Source organism: Bradyrhizobium sp. CCBAU 53338, assembly GCF_015291665.1.
GTDB lineage: Bacteria > Pseudomonadota > Alphaproteobacteria > Rhizobiales > Xanthobacteraceae > Bradyrhizobium.
Genome location: NZ_CP030049.1, coordinates 729,667 through 747,902 on the forward strand (window position 1 = coordinate 729,667; position 18,236 = coordinate 747,902).

Consider the following 18,236-nt stretch of genomic DNA (forward strand, 5'->3'; position numbering starts at 1 on the left):
TGGGGCTGATGGGAAACGACATTAAGCGCAACGGATCGAGCCTCGACCGGCGTCATTTGCTTCAGGCGGGACTGGCGGCGGCCTTTGCGGCCCCGTTCGGCGCCCTGGGCGCACAGGCGTTTGTGCCGCAGGCGCCCGCGCCTGGCATAGACTTCTCGGAATTCCCGCTATGCCGCACGGCCGCGGACGGTCCTGTGCTCACGGGAGCCCCGCGCAAGCTAAAGCTCTCGTGGAATGCCGGCGCGGTGTGCCTTGCGCCGCTGCCTGTTGCGATCGAGCACGGCTTCTTCCAGAAGCAGAATCTCGATGTCGAGCTCGTCAACTATTCCGGTTCGACCGACCAGTTGCTCGAGGCCATCGCGACCGGAAAGAGCGATGCCGGTCTCGGCATGGCGCTGCGCTGGCTGAAACCGCTCGAGCAGGGCTTTGACGTCAAGATCGCCGCCGGCACCCATGGCGGCTGCATGCGCGTGCTGAGCCGCGCCGATTCCGGCGTGAACAAGCTTGCCGATCTCAAGGGCAAGATCGGTGCGGTCGGCGATCTCGCTGGTCCCGACAAGAACTTCTTCTCGATCCAGTTGGCAAAACTCGGCATTGATCCTAACAAGGACGTCGACTGGCGCGCCTATCCCGGCAATCTGCTCGATGTTGCGGTCCAGAAGGGCGAGGTGCAGGCTTTCCTGTCGTCCGACCCGCTTGCCTATCTCTGGCTCAAGGACACCCAGTACAGGGAGGTCGCCTCCAACCTCGATGGCGACTATCGCGACAAGAGCTGCTGCATCGTCGGCCTGCGCGGCTCGCTGGTTCGCGAAGAACCCCAGGTCGCGCGTGCGATCACTCAGGCGCTGCTCGACGCCGCCATGTTCACCTCGCAGAATCCGGCCGTCGCGGCAAAGTCATTCCAGCCCTACGCACCGAAGGCCGCAACGCTCGCCGATATCGAGGGCATGGTGCGCTACCACACCCACCATCATCATCCGACCGGTGAGGTGCTCAAGCGCGAACTGAAGGCTTACGCCGACGATCTCAAGAGCGTGCAGGTCTTCAAGCAGAGCACCGATACGACCAAATTCGCGGAGCGCATCTATGTCGACGTATTCTCTGTCTGACGGGCTCGCCTCCGGCGCGCCGCGGACCACGACGGCGTTTGCCAGCTGGGTGCGCGAGTCCGGCGCCGGGGTTTTCGCCAGCATCGCGTGGATTGCCTTCGGCCTCTCCTGCCTGTGGTGGGAGGATGTCGGCGACTGGTCGCGCACCCATTCGCTCGGCATCGCGGCGCTCGTCATTGCCGCGGTCGTGTTGTTCGGGACCGTCGGCGCCGACTATCTGGGCACGGCGGGCAGGGCGCTGCGCCAGCGCGCGCCCTGGCTCATCGCGCTCGGCGCGTTCCTGACGCTGTGGGAGGTCGCGACCGCCAAGTTTGCCTGGCTGCCGCTGCCGTTCTTCCCGCCGCCGCAGGCGATCATCGAGGTCTATACCGACGATCTGCCGAAGCTGCTCGACAGCCTGTTCGCCTCGGTCAAGCTGCAGCTCGGCGGCTACATCATTGGCGCTGCGGTCGGCTTCCTGACGGGGGTGTCGATCGGCTGGTCGCGCGCGGTCGGCTATTGGGTGCACCCGGTGCTGCGCTTCATCGGGCCGCTGCCGGCAACCGCCTGGCTGCCGATCGCGTTCTTCACCTTCCCCTCGAGCTGGAGCGCGTCGACCTTTCTGATCGCGCTCGCGACCGGTTTTCCCGTCACGGTGCTGACATGGTCGGGCGTCGCGAGTGTCAGCAGTGCTTATTACGATGTCGCGCGGACGCTCGGGGAAAAACCGTCCTTCCTGGTGCTGAAGGTCGCGATCCCTGCCGCGCTGCCGCACGTCTTCGTTGGGCTGTTCATGGGGCTCGGCGCCTCCTTTGCCGTGCTCGTCGTCGCCGAGATGATCGGCGTAAAGGCCGGTCTCGGCTGGTACCTGCAATGGGCGCAGGGCTGGGCTGCCTATGCCAACATGTATGCGGCGCTGATCGTGATGTCGCTGCTCTGCTCCGGCGCGATCACGCTGCTGTTTGCGATCCGCGACCGTCTGCTGGTCTGGCAGAAGGGGACCGTGAAATGGTAGAGGCAATCGTGCATCCGGCCGCCGGTGCCGCGCTCGACATCGAGCAGGTCGGCCATGCCTTCGACATCGACGGCGCCGCGCTGCCGGTGCTGAGCGATGTCAGCATCGCCGTCGAGCCCGGCGAGTTCGTCGCGCTGCTGGGGCCTTCCGGCTGCGGCAAGTCGACCTTGCTGCGGCTGGTGGCAGGGCTCGACAAGCCCAAGGCGGGAAGTCTGCGCGAGGACGAAGTCCGCATCGTCAGGCCGCATCCGTCACGCGTCGTCGTGTTCCAGGATCCGACCCTGTTTCCCTGGCGGTCGGTCTGGGACAACGTCGCCCTGGGCCTCGAAGCCCAGGGCATTCTGAAGAGCCAGCGGCAGCGTGTCGATGATGCGCTCGATCTCGTCGGACTGTCGTCGTTCCGCAATGCCTATCCGCACCAGCTCTCCGGCGGCATGGCGCAGCGCGTGGCGCTGGCGCGGGCGCTGGTGAACGATCCCAAGATCCTGATTTTGGATGAGCCGCTCGGCAAGCTCGACTCGCTGACCCGCATCACCATGCAGGCCGAGCTGGTCTCGTTGTGGCAGCGCAAGGGCTTTACCACGCTCCTCGTCACGCATGATGCCGAGGAGGCGCTGGTGCTCGCCAACCGCGTCATCGTCTTCAGCGAGCGTCCGGCGCGCGTGAAGGCCGACATCCGCGTCGACCGTCCCTATCCGCGCCATCGCGGCGATCCATATCTTGCGGACCTGCGCCGCCAGATTCTTGGCCTGCTGGGATTGGATGCAACATGGTGACTTCTATCGCTCAGGGACGGGTGGCGCATGGCGAACCCGACTATATCGCGCGCGCCGAGGCGCTTGCGCCGGGCTTTGCCGTGCGCGCAGCCGAGCACGACCGCGCCGCCAGCTTTCCCTTCCAGAACTTTCGCGAGCTCTCCGAAGCCGGCCTGCTGTCACTGACGGTGTCGGCGGCTCTCGGCGGGGCCGGCGCGGGCGCACGATATGCCGCGCGTGTGCTCGGCATCATCGGCAAGGCCGATCCGTCGACCGCGCTGGTGCTGTCGATGCACTACATCAATCATTTGGTGATGGCGCGCAGCCCGACCTGGCCGGCGCGGCTGTCGCGCAAGCTTGCGCGCGAAAGCGTCGAGGGCCTCGCGCTCATCAATGCGCTCCGGGTCGAGCCCGAACTCGGCTCGCCCGCGCGGGGCGGCCTGCCGGCGACAGTGGCCCGCCGCACCGAGACCGGCTGGCGGCTCTCTGGCCACAAGATCTACTCGACCGGCGCGCCGATCCTGAAATGGTATCTGGTATGGGCGCGGACCGACGAAGCCGAGCCGCGGGTGGGCCAGTTCCTGGTGCCGGCAGGCCTGCCGGGAACGCGGATCGTCGAGACCTGGGACCATCACGGCCTGCGCGCCAGCGGCAGCCATGACGTCATTTTCGACGACGTCGTGATCCCGCTCGACGCCGAGGTCGATGTCCGCAAGCCCGCCGACTGGCGCGCCCCCGACGTCGCGCAGGCGACCGTCCACACCGTCTTCGTCGCCGCGATCTATGATGGTATTGCCCGTGCGGCGCGCGACTGGTTCGTCCAGTTCCTGAAGCAGCGCGTGCCCGCCAGCCTCGGCGCGCCGCTTGCCACGCTGCCGCGCGCGCAGGAAATCCTCGGTGCGATCGAGGCCAGGCTCGCGGTTAATGCTCGGCTGCTCGACACCTTCGCCCGCGACTTCGACGACGGCGTCGATCTCTCCAACGGCGAATCCAACGTCATCAAGCTGACGGTCACCAACAATGCGGTCGCCGCGGTCGAGGACGCGCTGTCGCTGACCGGCAATCACGGCCTATCCCGCAGCAATCCGCTGGAGCGGCATTATCGCGATGTCCTGTGCGGGCGCGTGCACACGCCGCAGGACGATGCCACGCGCACCGGCCTCGGCCGCGCCGCATTGGGCCTCTAGCCTTTCCGAAAACAACAGGGAGATTATCATGTCGGTCGAGTTCATCGGCTTTATCGCCAACAGCAATGCTTCCGAGACCATCGTGCGCCAGGGACCGATCCTCGATCCCGCTTATATCGAGACGGTGGCAAAAGCACATGAGCTTGCCGGTTTCGACCGCGCGCTGCTCGCGTTTCATTCCACCACGCCGGATGCGCTGCAAGTTGCCCAGCATGTGCTGACCATCACCAAACAGCTCAAGGTGATGATTGCGCAGCGGCCGGGCTTCACCGCGCCGACGTTGCTGGCGCGCCAGCTCGCCACGCTCGACCAGCTCTATGGCGGCCGCGTCTCGCTGCACGTCATCACCGGCGGCAATGCCGCCGAGCTGCGTCAGGACGGCAACACCTTCGACGACAAGGACGAACGCTACGCCCGCACCAGCGAATTCCTCGACGTGGTCAGGCTGGAATGGACCAGCGAAAAGCCGTTCAACTACAGCGGCAAATATTACACCGTCGAGAACGGTTTCTCCCAGGTGAAGCCGCTGCAGAAGGGCGGCATCTACACCTTCGTCGGCGGCGGCTCGGATGCCGCGATCGAGGTCTCGGGCAAGTATGCCGACACGTTTGCGCTCTGGGGCGAGTCCTATGCGCAGGTGCGCGACGTCACGGCGCGGGTGCGCGCAGCGGCTGCGAAACACGGGCGGCCGAGTCCGCGCTTCAGCCTGTCGGTGCGGCCGATCCTCGCTGAGACCGAGGAGAAGGCCTGGCAGAAGGCGGAGCACATCCTCGAACGCGCAACTGCGCTCCAGGACCAGACCGGCTATCGCCGGCCAAACCACGCCACCGACGGCGCCAAGCGGCTCCTGGCGCTGGCTGACCAGGGCGCGCGCATTGACAAGCGGCTGTGGACCGAGATCGCAAAGCTCACCGGCGCCAACAGCAACACCACCGCGCTGGTCGGCACGCCCGAGCAGGTCGCCGAGGTCTTCGCCGATTATTATGATCTTGGCGTCAGCCATTTCCTGATCCGCGGCTTCGATCCGCTGCCCGATGCCATCGACTACGGCCGCGAGCTGATCCCGCTGACGCGCAAGCTGATCGCGACACGCGACCAGCAACGGGGCATCGCGGCGGAATGATCCGGCTCATCGCTGCTTTGGCGCTCGCCCTTGCGGGCGCCGGTCTCGCCAGCGCGCAGACGACGCTGCGCGTCGGTGACCAGAAGGGCAATGCGCGGGCGGTGATGGAAGCCGCGGGCCTGCTCAACGACGTTCCCTACAAGATCGAATGGAAGGAGTTTCCGGCCGCGGCGCCGCTGCTGGAAGCGCTCAGCGCCGGCGCGATCGAGACCGGGCTGGTCGGAGACGCGCCCTTCACTTTCGCCGCCGCCTCCGGCGCGCCCGTCAAGGCGATCGCCGCGATCCGGCAGACGCGCGAGGGGCTCGCGATCCTCGTGCCCGAGAGCTCGGCGATCAAGACCTTCGCCGACCTGCGCGGTAAAAAGATCGCGACCGGCCGTGGCTCGATCGGGCATCAGCTGATCCTGGCCGCGCTCGAAAAGAACGGCTGGAGTGCCGGTGACGTGCAGATCGCATTCCTGGCGCCGTCCGATGCCAAAATCGCCTACACGCAAGGTTCGGTCGATGCTTGGTCGACCTGGGAGCCGTACGTCAGCCAGGAAGAGGTGCTGTTCAAATCGCGCCGCATCATCACCTCGGAAGGCCTGACGCCGGGCCTCAGCTTCCAGGTGGCGCGATCCGATGCCATCAGGGACAAGCGCACCGAGCTCAACGACTTCATCCGTCGCCTCACCGCGGCGCGCGCGTGGTCGCTGAACAATATCGACAGCTATGCCGCGACCTGGGGCAAGTGGATGAACATCCCGACATCAGTACCGCAGAACTGGCTCTCGCGCGCAAAAATCCGGATCGCGCCGATCGACGACGGCGTGGTTGCGGACGAGCAGGGCACGATTGATCTGTATTTCCGCTGGGGCCTCATCAAGCAGAAGCTGGTTGCGGCGGAGATCGTCGATCGTTCGTTTGCTGATGCGATCGGAAAGGCGGGGTTCTGATGCTTCTTTGCGAGAATATGCGTGGTGCTCCGTAGCAGCCGCCGCCGACACGAAGCAACTATCGCGGATAGCGCGCTCGCGCATTAGGTCAAGCAATTTGTCTCGGAAATGTGGCTCGCACGCTGGCGCTGTGCGACATCGGTGACGGAAAGATCCCAGTTGCCGAGATCGTTCTCATGTCAACCAAGGTCGATGTTGGCCCTCTGGTGGTGAATGGCATGCCTTCGGTGGGCTTCCAGTGAGGTCATGCTTATAGCTGTCCGCGAATTGTCGAAGGCGGCGTCGCAAGAGATAGGACATCGACGATGTCTCTGCCGCAGGTGGACGAGCAAACAACGCTGAACCAATGGGCCCCTTGAAGCAGGCAGAGCCGCTTGATCGCTCGTTGTAGCCGCGCCGCTCTGGTGGCTCCGCCGCGACGAGGGATATTGAAGCCCTGGGCCGCAAGCGTGATGCGCCGCGCTTCGGAAAGCGAGAGTTCCGACTTTAGCAGCGCTCTCCCAAGACTCTGCCGTTGATAGCTCGCAAGTCGGCCAGCATCAGCTTTGGCTCTCCCATCGCTGCGAAATGGCCGCCTGTTGGCATGTCGGTAGGTGTGCTCCGCAAATGAGCGCGGAGTCGGCAGGAACACGGGATCGGGGAAGGCCGCCACGCCATCGGCGCTCCAACACGGGTGCCCGCGGGAAACCGAGCTGATCCTTCAAGGCGCTTACCGTGATAAATCCGTGTCGCGGTTACAACCGCCGGCGTCGCGACATAGGAGGCGTCGTTCGACCGTGCGACAATCGAAACTATCCAGCGAATAGGCGGCGTGCCGCTTGGACATGGCAGCGTTGCACCCGGTTGCCCTAAATGCCGGTCAATTTGACCTCGGTCCTCAGATGCTCGGCGGCAGCGCCGAGCATGGTCGTTCCGATCGTTCACTAGCTGCGCCGGTGATGCGCTTGAATTCCTCACTTTGCTCTCCTCGGTCGACGTCATCGTGCAATGCGGACTTGTCGGATGCAGCCTCCTTCATCCTCTCCGCCGCATTTAAGAAAGAAGCGTTCGCCATAAAAATCGAGCCCCATGAGTTCGTGAAGGTGGCTGTCTTTATGCGCGAATCTTGTTGCGCATCTCGATGATTTCATCATGAACTTTGTGAAACGTTTAAGGAAGGTTATGGCGATCGAATCCGCTGCCGTTTCCGCCCTGATGCAGACGCACATAGGCTACGACAAACGCCGTCGTGAGCATGTCGAGCTCCATGATGGCATCCATGGTTGCGTCGAATGTGTATTCCGACAGGCGTTTTGCGCATATTTATGAGCCACCGCGGAGGTGAACGAGTTGGAAACTCGGGAGAGCTGCAACAGTTCTGTCTCGACGGAGTCTAGGGTGGCGCGTCCGCTCTGGAAGTCAATGCACCACTCTTCGGGAAGAAGATGAGACTGCCCGCGTTCTTCGGAAAGCCACCTGCCCTTTCCAGTCACTGGCCGGTCGTTGACCGGGATTTGTAGCTCTCGTCCTGGCCTACACTTGCCGTGAGCACTCCTGCGCGGACGGCATCATGCAGCTTCAATATTAGTCTGCGGAAAATCGGTGCCTTTGAACATCAAAGGCTCTCCTAAATGGCAGGCGCATGCATAAGCAAAACAGTCCCGAAATTCAGCCGTGCTGGGTGTCGGCCCTTGCCTTAACGGTCAAAGGCGTCGAGCGCGATCCGGGCCGTTTCGGGCGGCACTTGCACCATCTTGATTTCCATTAGCGCCAGATAGCTCTCGACTGCTTCGCTAGCGTCCGAGATTGGAAGACCAAGTATTCGGGCTACGGCGATCACCGCCTCCCACACTGCCAGCGGCGAGTGTCAACGCGCGGCCGCTTGTTGAAGGCGCGTCAACAGCTCCCGCGCTTCGTCTTCATCGATCGACATCGCGGTCAACGCCGAGGCATCGATAAACATCAGTCAACTTCGTAAAGGCCGTCGCGAAACACCTTGTCTGCCGGCCTACTTTTTTGCGGATTGCCCCTGGCCCGGAGATCGCGACAGAACTGTACGCCCAAGTCGACCAAGGTAGGCTTACCCTGCTCACGCTCCAGCTCATGGGTGAGCGCCGTATGCACGGCCTCGGTGAGGCCGATCTTCTTGAGCGCCGCGATCCTGCGGGCCAGCGCGTCAGTATCAGGATTCTTAATATGGAAAGCCATCCGGATCCTCTAGCCGTTGCCGTGTATCATTATATAGCACGTCGGATACACCCTTTGAAGGCTAGGGCTCCAAGTTGATCACCGAGCTCCCGACGCAGGCAGTCGGCGCGCTGATGGTTAACCTCGCGTCGCTCTAGCTTTTCAGTCCTGAATTCCACCCGGGTGCGCCTCTTCTAGAGGTACTATTCGGAATAGCCGGTGGCCCTCTGCCGCAGCCAGTTTGGCCGGACTATTCTGCCGCGCCGAACGGAGCTGCCTCGGTCATCCACGATTGGGGAGGAGGGGGGCCCCATCCACCGGCCAATACCTTCGCCATCTCCCATTTGAGCGGTTCGTCCTCGATGTCGATCGTCTGGTAGTGAGTGTTGAACAGTTCGATGCGGTGTCCGTCCGGGTCGCGGAGATAAACGAAGCGGGCATATCCGGGAGCGAAATGGCGCGCCGGGCCGTACTCCACCGACCTACCGAAGCCCATCTCGGCGAGCAGATCGCAGATGAACATGAGATGGTAGGTCTCCGGGATGGTGAAGGCGGCGTGATGAAGGAGAGGTCCTGGGCCCGGACCTGGGGCGAACACTATGTCGTGCGGATTGCCCTTTCTCTGCAGGAAAACGAAGCTCGGTTCTTCCGATCCGTCCTGCGTAATGTACTCCGACAGTCTGAATCCGAGACGAGTGTAGAATTCGAGCGCCCGGTCCACGTGTGGTGTCAAAATCTGAAAATGGTCGAGCCGCTGCGGACAGGCGCCGCTAAAACGGCTGGATTGCAAGATCAGACGAGGCCTCGTTTCCATGGAGGCGCAAATATCGAGAGGAACACCCGCGGCGTCGGAAACACGCAGCGTACGAGCCTGATGAGGTACCTCGACCCAGGTCGGACGATGACCTAGATCCCGGAAGAAAGCTTCTGCAGCATCCAAATCCTCTTCGGTCAGAACGCGAAAGCCAATGTGTTGCGCGCTCGGCTTGCCGCCCTGTTCCAGAACGAGGGAATGATGGCAACCTTCTTCGAGTCCTCGGAGGTAGAGGCGGTTTTCGTCTTCGCTGCTGACTACGAATCCGAGCGCGTCGACGTAGAAGCGCTTGCTCTCTTTCAGGTCTTTCACCGCGAGCACGACATGGCTTGCTCGGGTCATGTTGAACGGTGGACGAAATACGGGTCGCGGTATCGCCATCAAGTCCTCCCTTGTATTGGTTTTCGTTCAAATCAGGCCGGGGTAGGAGCCGCCGTCCAGTTGAAGATTCTGGCCGGTGATGAAGCCCGCCTGTACGCTGCAGAGGTAGGCACAGGCATCCCCGAATTCTTCTGGCTTTCCGAATCGCTTCGCCGGAAGCGAGTCGGCGATCCTGGTGCGTGCCTCTTCAAGCGATATTCCCAGCTCCGACATCATCCTTTCCGCCATGAAGCGCTGACGATCGGTATCGATGCGCTCGGGCAGCATGTTGTTGATGGTGACGTTGTAGGCGGCGTATTGCCGGGCAAGCGACTTGCAGGCCGCCGTGAGCCCGGCGCGCGCGCCTGACGAGAGTTCCATCTTGGGATGCGGCGCCTTCACCATGGCAGACGTGATATTGATGATCCGCCCGAACTTCCGGTCCCGCATTCCAGGAAGAAAGGTTTTTACGAAGTGAAGGGGCGCGAGCATGTTCTGCTCGATCGCCTCCAACCACTCCGTGCGGCCGAACTCGAGGAAATTTCCGGGCGCCGGCCCGTGATTGTTGTTGATGAGGATGTCGGGTTCGGGACAGGCCTCGATAACCGTTTGGCGACCCGATTCTTCCGCGATGTCCGCCTGGACGAACGCCACTGGCTTACCCGCGAGGGCCTCGATGGACTTTGCGGCCAGGCGAAGGCGCTCCTCATCCCGGCCGTTCAGTGTGATTTCGCAGCCCTCGCGGGCGAGCGAAGTCGCGCATGCAAAACCCAACCCCTTAGAGGACGCGCATACGAGGGCCCGTTTAGCCGCCAAACCGAGGTCCATTTCGGCTCCAAACAATATATTATTTGACTTGCCCGACTTAAATAAAGATTATCATACGTCAAGGCAAGAAATTTCTATTTCAGGAGGGGTAGTTTGTCGGACGCATCAGAGACGCTCGCAACGGCCGCCTACCAGAAGCTCCGTATGGACGTGATCGGAGGGATGTTTTCCTTCGGCCAAAAGCTGAAGATCCGCTCGCTGTGCGAACGTTATGGGGTCAGCGCAGCTCCGATGCGCGAGGCTCTGACCCGGGCGGCCAAAGACGGCCTCATCATGCATTCCGACCAGCGCGGCTTTTCCGTCGCGCCGTTGAGCATCGAGGATTTGGACGACCTCTTGCAGACCAGGATCGTGCTCAACGAGTTCGCTCTCAGAAAATCGTTCGAGTACGGTGGGGCCGAGTGGGAGGAGCAGGTCCTGCTCTCATGGCACCGGCTGTCCCGCATTCCGTTTACGCCGGCTTCCGTTGACCCGGAATGGGAGCGCGCGCATCGTGTCTTCCACGCCACGCTTCTCTCCGCGTGCCGCGCGCCGCGCATTCTGGCGTATTGCGATCAGTTGTTCGACAGCGCCGACAGGTATCGGTTCATGTCTCGCGCCGCACACGTCGGCGGAGCCCGCACCGCCGACCACAAGATGATCGCCGACGCGGTGCTCGCGCACCGTCCGGACGAGGCGGTCGTCCTGCTGACACGACACTTCAGCGAGACCGCCGAACTCTGCCGGCAGCAACTGCTGTTGCAGGGAAAAGCCCAGCCCGGTGTCGTGACGCGAACGCCTTGCTAGGCAGCGTTCCTAAAAACAAACAAGAAGCCGAAGAGAGAGGAAATGACAGGCGATTTCGAGGAAACGTTCGTTCTTATCGTAGGCGGAGGACCCGTCGGGCTGACATCCGCGATCGATCTCGCGCAGAGGGGGGTACCTTGCATTCTGATTACGGAAAACCTCGAGACGGCGACCCAGCCCCGCTGCAATTTCGTGAATGCACGCACTATGGAGCATTTCCGTCGTCTCGGACTGGCGGAGGAAGTTCGCGCGGCGGCGCCGCTTGCCAAAATGCATCCGCGCGTAGCCTTCGTCACGCGCTTCTGCGGCCACGAATTCGGTAACATCGATCTGCTGAAGACGCGCCTTAGTGAAGGGCAGCTCGGACCGGAGTCCGGCCTGTCCATCTCCCAGCTCTTTCTGGAGCCGCTGCTGCGCCGACATGCCGAGGCCTCGGAGTCGGTCGACGTGCGCTTCGGTACACGCCTGGTCGCGCTCGGTGGGGAGGACGGCGCTCCGATCGCAACGGTCGAAGACGTGCGCACGGGAGTGCGCAAACGAATCCGGTCTCGGTACGTCATCGGTGCCGATGGGGCTCGGAGTCCGGTTCGTCGTCACTTCAACATTTCCATGGCGGGCGACGACGGGCGCATCGACAATGCGTTCGTCTCCGGCACCATGATCACGTATTTCGTTCGGGCCCCGACTCTGCTGGAGGAGAGCAGGCGTGCGCCGGCGACCATCACCTGGATCATAAATCACGACCTCCGCGCGTTCGTTTTTGCCCAGGACGGCCGCGAGCGCTGGATCATTCATTATCAGGTTCCGGAAGGCCTCGGCTGGGAGCAGGTCCGCAGCGACGAGGTGATGCGGTCGATATTCGGCAAAGACCTTCCGTACGAAATCCTCGCGGAGGGGCCGTGGACCGGCGGTTTGTCTTTGGTTGCCGCGGCATACCGGGCAGGTCCCGCTTTCCTCGTTGGCGACGCGGCGCACCTCTACACACCTCTAGGTGGCTTCGGCATGAACACGGGCATCGGAGATGTCCTGAACCTGACTTGGAAGCTTGCGGCAGCATACTCGGGGTGGGCCGGTCCCAACCTCCTGGATTCGTACGAGGCCGAGCGGAGATCCATCGGTTTGAGGAACTCGAAGATCGGCATCCACTGCTCGAAACGGAAAGGCAAGTGGCTGATCCCGCCGACCATCGAGGATGAAGGCGAGGCCGGTGCGCGTGCCCGGAAGACGTTCGGGGATTTCGTGGTCGTAGACGATCTCGACGAATACGACACGTCCGGACTGCAGTTGGGCGAGCGGTACGAATCCTCCCCCATCGTTTGTGCCAATGGCACTGCCGCGCCTCCGGACACATGGAGCAACTACAAGCCCGCCGACTTTCCGGGAGCGCGTTCGCCCCACTTCTGGCCGTCGCCCGGACGCGGCTTCTACGATCTGTTGGGTCGAGACTACACCCTTGTCGATTTCGAAAGCGGAGAACCTCTCGAGGCGTTGCTCGAGGCCGCGAAGCTGCGGAGGCTCCCGCTGTCGGTGGTCCGTTGTCCCGCTCCTGGCCAGCCCTACCAATCCAAACTCGTTCTGGTCAGGCCCGACCAGCACATCGCATGGCACGGAAACGCTCCACCGGAGGATCCGACGGCTGTGATCGACCGGGTGCGCGGAGCTTGACGAACCAAAACGAACGAAAAAGCGGGAGGGAATATGGGAATCGGAGGACAAGTCGTCGTTCCGTTCGATGGGTCCGCTCCGGTCGATAGCCGACCGGACGGCCGCAGGATCGACTTGGACGAATTCGTGGAAGGCCGATCGATCGGCGCCTTCCACCTCAATGTCGTGCTTTGGCCACTGCTGGTCACGATCGCAGATGGTTTCGATCTTGTCGTAATGGGCTATGCCGCCCCCGAGATCATCAAGATATTGAACTTCGATCGGAGCGCGATGGGCGTCATCCTGAGCTCCAGCCTGGTCGGAATGCTGATCGGCACTCCGATAGCCGGCTATCTCGGCGACCGTTTTGGCAGGAAGCCTCTGATCGTTCTGTCGACATTGCTTTTCGGCCTAGCCACGTGCTCGACCGTGCTGGCCGCTTCCGTCGCGCAGTTCTGCGCTCTTCGTTTCGTCGCGGGAGTCGGCCTTGCCGGGATCATCCCTAACGCGACCGCGCTCGTATCGGAGTTCATTCCACGCCGCGTCCGCGGTGCCTTCCTCATAGTCGTACAGCTCGGCGTGCAGATCGGAGGCATAGTACCCGGCCTCGTCGCCGCGTATCTGGTCTCCCGCTACGGCTGGGAAGTACTTTTCCATATAGGAGGCGCCGCTCCGGTGGTGCTGGCGACGGTGCTCGTTTTCGTACTGCCCGAGTCCATCAAGTACCTGTCGCTCGTTCCATCGAAGCGAGCGGAGCTTCTCAGGATCGCCAGGGCTCTCGACCCGAGGGGCCACCTTCCGGACGACGCGGTTTTCGCCTTGAAGTCCACGGGCTCGAGGGGAGCCTTGTCCCCGCTCGTGCCGCTTCGAAACGGCATGCACATCATCACACCGCTCCTCTGGCTACTCGCGGTGGTCAATTTGTTCACGACCCTTCTGATGGCGAGCTGGGCTCCGACGGTCTTGCGTGACATTGGACTTTCACCCGAAGCCGCCGCGCTCACGGCGACCCTGTTCGGTCTCGGAGGATTGATCGGAAGCTTCATGCTTACGGTGGGGTTCAATCGCTATGGTTTTCTCGTCATCGTCGCTTTCTACATCGTCGCGATCCCCTCGATGGCGCTCATCGGCCAGCCGTTCGTCGATCGCGGAGTCCTGCCGTGGTTGGTTCTTGTGACCGGCATATGCGTTGCCGGTACCCAATCCGCGATCAACTCGGCTTTCGGAATGTTATATCCAACCACCATCCGGTCGAACTGCGTCGGGTGGGGAATGGCGATCGGCCGCCTCGGAGCGATCGGAGGCCCTCTGTTCGGAGGCTTCCTGATGTCCAAGCAACTCTCCGGTACCGCTTTCTTCGAAACCGCCGCGTTGCCTCTCGTATTCGGCGTCCTGATAGCTGGCGTGCTGACGTACGCCTGCCGGCAGAGGTTCGGAGGCTGGACTTTGGATGAAAGGGCAAAGGGGGAGGCATGACCGCTCCATTCGAAAACAATCGCTGGATGTCTTCGCCGCCGAACGAGATAGCAGAAAGAATAAGAGCCTTGGGGCCGGTGATAGATCCGCCCGGAACCGCGCGGATCTACGCAGACATCCTGGCTCACCAGCCGACCGACGGAGTCGACGTCATTCCCAACATCCGCTACGGAAACGGGACCAGGCAGTCGTTGGACGTCTATCGGCCGGTTGCGACATCGGGTTCGGTGCCTGTGGTGCTGTTCTTCCACGGTGGCGGCTACAGTCGCGGCGACAAGTCCGATAGGAGCAATGTGGGTTACTTCTTTGCCCGCAACGGGGTCACGGCCTTCATCGCGAACTATGGCCTTGCCCCGGAATGCAAGTGGCCGTCTGGGGCACGCGACGTGATTGCTGCCTTGAGGTGGGCCCAGGAGAATGCGCAAGATCATGGAGGAGATCCGAGACGAATATGTCTGCTCGGAGAATCGGCGGGAGCCGCGCACGTCGCTCTCGCTTCCTTCGTCTCCACCTTCCACAAGGGGCGACCTCTCCGAGCGGCCGGCGTGGTTCTGCAGTCCGGGTCTTACAACGTCGCTCTCGAACGCGTCGCGGCTGCGGCTTTCGGTATACCTTCTCCCGACCTGCGCAATCAGGCCTATTTCGGCGAGGAGACTGCCCGATATTTGGAGATGTCGACGACCCGTCTGATAGATGCCCCGGACGTGCCGACCTTGATCACCTACGCGGAATACGATCCGGTTCCGATGCAGGTGCAAGCCGGAGAACTATTCGCCACCTTGGCGCTGCGGGCGTCCCATTGCCCCCTGCTACTCCGGTTGTTGGGCCATGGGCATATCTCTCAATTCAGCTCGTACAATACGGTGGATACCAGCGTAAGCGGACGGGTGCTCGATTTCGCGAAGTCTCTGCCGAGAGTCCAATGATCCATGGAGAACTGCAATTCGGATCCGAACGCCGGCCTCAGTCCCGCATTGCGATGTCAGGGGGGCCATCGCTGAATTGCGAAGCCGAAAGCGAACGGGGCGGCGACTTCCAGGCCGCTCCACGAAAGCGCTCTATGACCACGTAGTCCAAAGCAAGCTTCATCTGAATTGACGGCGCTCTGTTGAGATACCCGGTCCTTTGGTGATGCCCACCAGAGCTCTCTTTCCAAGCGGCTTACCTAGAGCCTTACTGAGTAACACTTGCGCTATGAAGAGTAATACGAGCCGTGCCTCGGTTGTCCTGATAGTTCCTGTTGAGCGGCCCTTGGAGACGACGGTAATACTCCGGAGTGATGTCAGGCGGCAGAATGGTTGGAAGCGTTTGAACCGCGTCATTTACGTAAGGCAGACCTCTCCCGTTTCCGGGGCGACAAAGTCAGCAATGAGAAGGCGAGACAGATTTTGCTTTTGCCAAACCTCATTGGCGACGGGCAATAGAGCGTCCGGGATGGGGTCTAGAGTCTCCAAGTCGCTCTGTTCTTTTTGACGCCCAATAATCCCGGCATCATCCGACGTTTCTTCCAGCCGCTTTGGGCGTGCAGAGTGTCGGCTGCATCCCCTAGGTCTAGATTGAGCCCCGCATCGCTGGGTTCAAGGGGAAGCTCGCCGCCGCCACTGCCCCAAATAGTGAGAATTGGTTGAAACCAATTCGCGCCGTAAACGCGACGAAAGGGGAACAAAAGGAATCTCGGTCTGTCGTATGATCCGAATCCCATTACGCCGGACAAGAGAACACCATGGCACAGAATATCTACGACAATCCCGATTTCTTCGCCGGTTACAGCCAGCTTCCGAGACAAATTCGCGGTCTGGACGGTGCGCCTGAATGGCCCTCCATACGCGCGATTTTGCCAGCGATTTTCGGCAAGCGCGTCCTCGATTTGGGGTGCGGCCTTGGTTGGACGTCGCGCTGGATGCGCAAGCAAGGCGCAAACTCGGTGCTCGGCCTGGACCTCTCCGAAAACATGATCAGCCGGGCAAAGGCGGATACCAACGATCCAGAAATTAAATACCGGATTGCAGACCTGGAGACAGTGGAGTTGCCGCCGGCAGCCTTCGATCTCGCTTATAGTGCACTCACCTTTCACTATATCAGGGACTTCAGCCGTCTCGCGCGCATGGTCCACCAAGCGCTCACGCCCGGCGGGCATATCGTATTCACCATCGAGCATCCGATCTTTATGGCAGCGGTCCATCCGCATTGGATCGCCGACGAGGACGGGCGCAAGACTTGGCCAGTCAATTGCTATTCGATCGAGGGTGAGCGCCAGACTGACTGGTTTGCGAAAGGCGTAATCAAATATCACCGGACCATCGGCACGACGCTTAACACCTTGATCCGTGCTGGCTTCCGGATCTTAGCCGTCGAAGAGTTTGCCCCGTCCCCCGAGCAGATCACACAAACGCCAGAGCTGGAAGAAGAGTTGGAGCGACCGATGATGCTTCTGGTTTCCGCGCAACGGTAGCACCCAAAGTCAATTGTTCGGGTCGTTCGGCGCGCTTGTTGTCAATGACTGCATCGAGTCAATCAGTAATCTTCTCAAAGCCCTTGGCCATGCGCATTATGCAGATATCGCCATATTGACCAGGCGGACCAGCCGGCGGGTCGGGTCTTTCAGCGATTTTCGACTGCGGCCAAAGAACTCTCGGCCAGGACCTCGCGAAGCCACAACAGAAAGACCCCCGTCGCCGGGGATGCCTCTCGCCCAGGATTTGGGATGGCGAGAAAGCCGTTTGGGATGCGAAGCATGCGCGGATGCCTCCTAATATTGGGCTGTTGCGCCGTCGGCTTGGAATGAAGCGGGTGGTCGGGAATGCTGGTCGTTGAGATGACCGCCAGAAGTGCCGTGCGACGTTGCCTGCTTCAAGGAACGTCTCAGCACCCTCATGAATGATGCACCACCCGTCCCCTTCATCCGATGAGCGCACTGGCGCGTCGCAGAGGGACAAGGTAGCCATCTAGGACATGCGCACTCGTCCATGTCGGTCAATACTCGGAGAAGATTCGCTTTATCTCATGCGGCTTGTTGGTCCTGGTTAGGGCCAACGCAAGGAGGATGCGAGCCTTTTGCGGACTTAAATTGTCTGCGTTGAGGACGCCAAGCTCTAGGTAGTGGTCGCGTTCAATGACGCGCCCGTTCAGTGCGGCTGGAACGCATGATGATGGCTTCACCACCTGTCTTACGATAAGCCGCGACGGCCGCCTTCTCATTTTGGGATAGGGTCCCGGCACCCGCGCCGGCAATGACAACTCCTTTCGCGCCCGAAGCGAGAGCATCCCGGATCGGTGTTCCCGGTGCATCGGCGTAGGAGTAAACAATATGCACCGTCGGCAACTCGTTGATGTTCTTGATATCAAATTCAGAGTTGTTGCCATGACGACGGACAGGTGCCCGATAGAAAACAATCCTATCCGTATCGACATAGCCTAGAAGGCCAAAGTCTCCCGACTTAAAGGCCTCTAGCCGGAAGGTGCTGGTCTTGACAACCTCGCGAGCAGCGTTGATCTGCTCGTTCATGACCACCAGAGTTCCCTTGCCTGCCGCCTCTGGCTGAATGGCAACGCGAACTGCACTGTAGAGATTGTAGGGTCCATCCGTACTCATTGCAGTTGGGGGACGCTGCGATCCGACCAGGACCACCGGCTTGTCCGATTTCATCGTTAAATTCAGAAAGTAGGCTGTCTCCTCCAGGGTATCGGTTCCGTGGGTAACCACAATGCCCGCAATGTTCTCTTCTTTAGAACTGAGAAGACCGTTTGCAGTCTCAGCTAACTTTTTCCAATGACCGAACGAAATGTCTTGACTGCCAATGTTCGCAATCTCGATGACCCGTGTGTCCGCTAACTGAGCGAGTTCGGGGATGGCCTGAACGAGGTCATTGCCGGTAAGAAGACCGACCTCGTAGTCGGCAGGGCGAACCGACGAGTCGCCCTTGCCCGCGATCGTGCCGCCAGTCGTCAATACATATACTAATGGTAGTGACATGCTCGCCTCAGCTGTTTGCGGGGGAAAGGGATGCTTTTTCTCCGATGATTGTGGAGGGTCCAAGCCAGGGTAGCTGCGTCCATGCC

17 protein-coding genes and 1 pseudogene are annotated in these 18,236 nt (G+C 61.3%); 12 read left to right on the forward strand and 6 right to left on the reverse strand.

The window, feature by feature from the left end; genetic code table 11:
• Window positions 1-8 precede the first annotated feature (8 nt).
• The 7 genes from XH90_RS37590 (at window position 9) to XH90_RS37620 (ending at window position 7,227) form a co-directional block, all read left to right on the forward strand.
• On the forward strand, window positions 9-1,109 hold the full coding sequence (locus XH90_RS37590; protein WP_128929650.1) for an ABC transporter substrate-binding protein: 1,101 nt from the start codon (window positions 9-11) through the stop codon (window positions 1,107-1,109).
• Window positions 1,087-2,103, forward strand: coding sequence for an ABC transporter permease (locus XH90_RS37595; protein WP_128929649.1), 1,017 nt, complete (start codon window positions 1,087-1,089; stop codon window positions 2,101-2,103). Before XH90_RS37590 ends, XH90_RS37595 begins: the two co-directional genes overlap by 23 nt.
• Window positions 2,097-2,879, forward strand: coding sequence for an ABC transporter ATP-binding protein (locus XH90_RS37600; protein WP_128929648.1), 783 nt, complete (start codon window positions 2,097-2,099; stop codon window positions 2,877-2,879). Before XH90_RS37595 ends, XH90_RS37600 begins: the two co-directional genes overlap by 7 nt.
• Window positions 2,873-4,045, forward strand: coding sequence for an acyl-CoA dehydrogenase family protein (locus tag XH90_RS37605; protein ID WP_128929647.1), 1,173 nt, complete (start codon window positions 2,873-2,875; stop codon window positions 4,043-4,045). Before XH90_RS37600 ends, XH90_RS37605 begins: the two co-directional genes overlap by 7 nt.
• A gap of 28 nt (window positions 4,046-4,073) precedes the next feature.
• Entirely contained in the window at window positions 4,074-5,168 is a 1,095-nt protein-coding gene (locus tag XH90_RS37610; RefSeq protein WP_128929646.1) for an LLM class flavin-dependent oxidoreductase, read from the forward strand.
• The gene (locus XH90_RS37615) at window positions 5,165-6,103 is read left to right on the forward strand and encodes an ABC transporter substrate-binding protein (RefSeq protein WP_128929645.1); all 939 of its coding nucleotides are present in this window, start codon (window positions 5,165-5,167) and stop codon (window positions 6,101-6,103) included. Before XH90_RS37610 ends, XH90_RS37615 begins: the two co-directional genes overlap by 4 nt.
• An 818-nt stretch (window positions 6,104-6,921) precedes the next feature.
• A complete protein-coding gene (locus XH90_RS37620) occupies window positions 6,922-7,227 on the forward strand; it encodes a hypothetical protein (protein ID WP_164933838.1) in 306 nt (101 codons plus the stop codon).
• A 423-nt stretch (window positions 7,228-7,650) separates the two neighbouring features.
• Here the strand turns inward: XH90_RS37620 and XH90_RS37625 are convergent.
• The 4 genes and pseudogenes from XH90_RS37625 to XH90_RS37640 form a co-directional block, all read right to left on the reverse strand.
• Window positions 7,651-8,045: pseudogene (locus XH90_RS37625) on the reverse strand (type II toxin-antitoxin system VapC family toxin).
• Window positions 8,045-8,290: a type II toxin-antitoxin system VapB family antitoxin gene (locus XH90_RS37630; protein ID WP_128929644.1), complete on the reverse strand. Its 246-nt coding sequence runs from the start codon at window positions 8,288-8,290 to the stop codon at window positions 8,045-8,047. Before XH90_RS37630 ends, XH90_RS37625 begins: the two are co-directional and overlap by 1 nt.
• A 229-nt stretch (window positions 8,291-8,519) precedes the next feature.
• On the reverse strand, window positions 8,520-9,464 hold the full coding sequence (locus tag XH90_RS37635) for a VOC family protein (protein ID WP_128955087.1): 945 nt from the start codon (window positions 9,462-9,464) through the stop codon (window positions 8,520-8,522).
• 27 nt (window positions 9,465-9,491) lie between these two features.
• A complete protein-coding gene (locus XH90_RS37640; protein ID WP_128929642.1) occupies window positions 9,492-10,271 on the reverse strand; it encodes an SDR family oxidoreductase in 780 nt (259 codons plus the stop codon).
• 93 nt (window positions 10,272-10,364) lie between these two features.
• On the opposite strand from XH90_RS37640, the gene XH90_RS37645 reads away from it, so the two are divergent.
• From XH90_RS37645 to XH90_RS37665, 5 genes are all read left to right on the forward strand, one after another.
• On the forward strand, window positions 10,365-11,057 hold the full coding sequence (locus XH90_RS37645; protein WP_128929641.1) for a GntR family transcriptional regulator: 693 nt from the start codon (window positions 10,365-10,367) through the stop codon (window positions 11,055-11,057).
• A gap of 42 nt (window positions 11,058-11,099) precedes the next feature.
• Entirely contained in the window at window positions 11,100-12,722 is a 1,623-nt protein-coding gene (locus XH90_RS37650; RefSeq protein WP_128929640.1) for an FAD-dependent monooxygenase, read from the forward strand.
• 114 nt (window positions 12,723-12,836) lie between these two features.
• A complete protein-coding gene (locus XH90_RS37655) occupies window positions 12,837-14,177 on the forward strand; it encodes an MFS transporter (RefSeq protein WP_164933839.1) in 1,341 nt (446 codons plus the stop codon).
• Window positions 14,174-15,103, forward strand: a complete 930-nt coding sequence (locus XH90_RS37660; protein WP_206733167.1) for an alpha/beta hydrolase — start codon at window positions 14,174-14,176, stop codon at window positions 15,101-15,103. The genes XH90_RS37655 and XH90_RS37660 overlap by 4 nt, the downstream gene beginning before the upstream one ends.
• 797 nt (window positions 15,104-15,900) lie before the next feature.
• A complete protein-coding gene (locus XH90_RS37665; RefSeq protein ID WP_128929638.1) occupies window positions 15,901-16,629 on the forward strand; it encodes a bifunctional 2-polyprenyl-6-hydroxyphenol methylase/3-demethylubiquinol 3-O-methyltransferase UbiG in 729 nt (242 codons plus the stop codon).
• Between the two features lie 521 nt (window positions 16,630-17,150).
• On the opposite strand, the gene XH90_RS40060 is transcribed toward XH90_RS37665, so the two are convergent.
• Both XH90_RS40060 and XH90_RS37670 read right to left on the reverse strand, forming a co-directional pair.
• On the reverse strand, window positions 17,151-17,375 hold the full coding sequence (locus XH90_RS40060; RefSeq protein WP_371746378.1) for a hypothetical protein: 225 nt from the start codon (window positions 17,373-17,375) through the stop codon (window positions 17,151-17,153).
• Window positions 17,287-18,150 carry an asparaginase gene (locus XH90_RS37670; RefSeq protein WP_128929637.1) on the reverse strand — a complete coding sequence of 288 codons (864 nt, stop codon included), beginning with the start codon at window positions 18,148-18,150 and terminating at the stop codon, window positions 17,287-17,289. The genes XH90_RS40060 and XH90_RS37670 overlap by 89 nt, the downstream gene beginning before the upstream one ends.
• Window positions 18,151-18,236: the final 86 nt, after the last annotated feature.

Coding starts and splice junctions, on each gene's coding strand:
- XH90_RS37590 (WP_128929650.1), top strand. CDS start 9: ATGGGAAACGACATTAAGCGCAACGGATCGAGCCTCGACCGGCGTCAT.
- XH90_RS37595 (WP_128929649.1), top strand. CDS start 1,087: ATGTCGACGTATTCTCTGTCTGACGGGCTCGCCTCCGGCGCGCCGCGG.
- XH90_RS37600 (WP_128929648.1), top strand. CDS start 2,097: ATGGTAGAGGCAATCGTGCATCCGGCCGCCGGTGCCGCGCTCGACATC.
- XH90_RS37605 (WP_128929647.1), top strand. CDS start 2,873: ATGGTGACTTCTATCGCTCAGGGACGGGTGGCGCATGGCGAACCCGAC.
- XH90_RS37610 (WP_128929646.1), top strand. CDS start 4,074: ATGTCGGTCGAGTTCATCGGCTTTATCGCCAACAGCAATGCTTCCGAG.
- XH90_RS37615 (WP_128929645.1), top strand. CDS start 5,165: ATGATCCGGCTCATCGCTGCTTTGGCGCTCGCCCTTGCGGGCGCCGGT.
- XH90_RS37630 (WP_128929644.1), bottom strand. CDS start 8,290: ATGGCTTTCCATATTAAGAATCCTGATACTGACGCGCTGGCCCGCAGG.
- XH90_RS37635 (WP_128955087.1), bottom strand. CDS start 9,464: ATGGCGATACCGCGACCCGTATTTCGTCCACCGTTCAACATGACCCGA.
- XH90_RS37640 (WP_128929642.1), bottom strand. CDS start 10,271: ATGGACCTCGGTTTGGCGGCTAAACGGGCCCTCGTATGCGCGTCCTCT.
- XH90_RS37650 (WP_128929640.1), top strand. CDS start 11,100: ATGACAGGCGATTTCGAGGAAACGTTCGTTCTTATCGTAGGCGGAGGA.
- XH90_RS37660 (WP_206733167.1), top strand. CDS start 14,174: ATGACCGCTCCATTCGAAAACAATCGCTGGATGTCTTCGCCGCCGAAC.
- XH90_RS37665 (WP_128929638.1), top strand. CDS start 15,901: ATGGCACAGAATATCTACGACAATCCCGATTTCTTCGCCGGTTACAGC.
- XH90_RS40060 (WP_371746378.1), bottom strand. CDS start 17,375: ATGAGAAGGCGGCCGTCGCGGCTTATCGTAAGACAGGTGGTGAAGCCA.
- XH90_RS37670 (WP_128929637.1), bottom strand. CDS start 18,150: ATGTCACTACCATTAGTATATGTATTGACGACTGGCGGCACGATCGCG.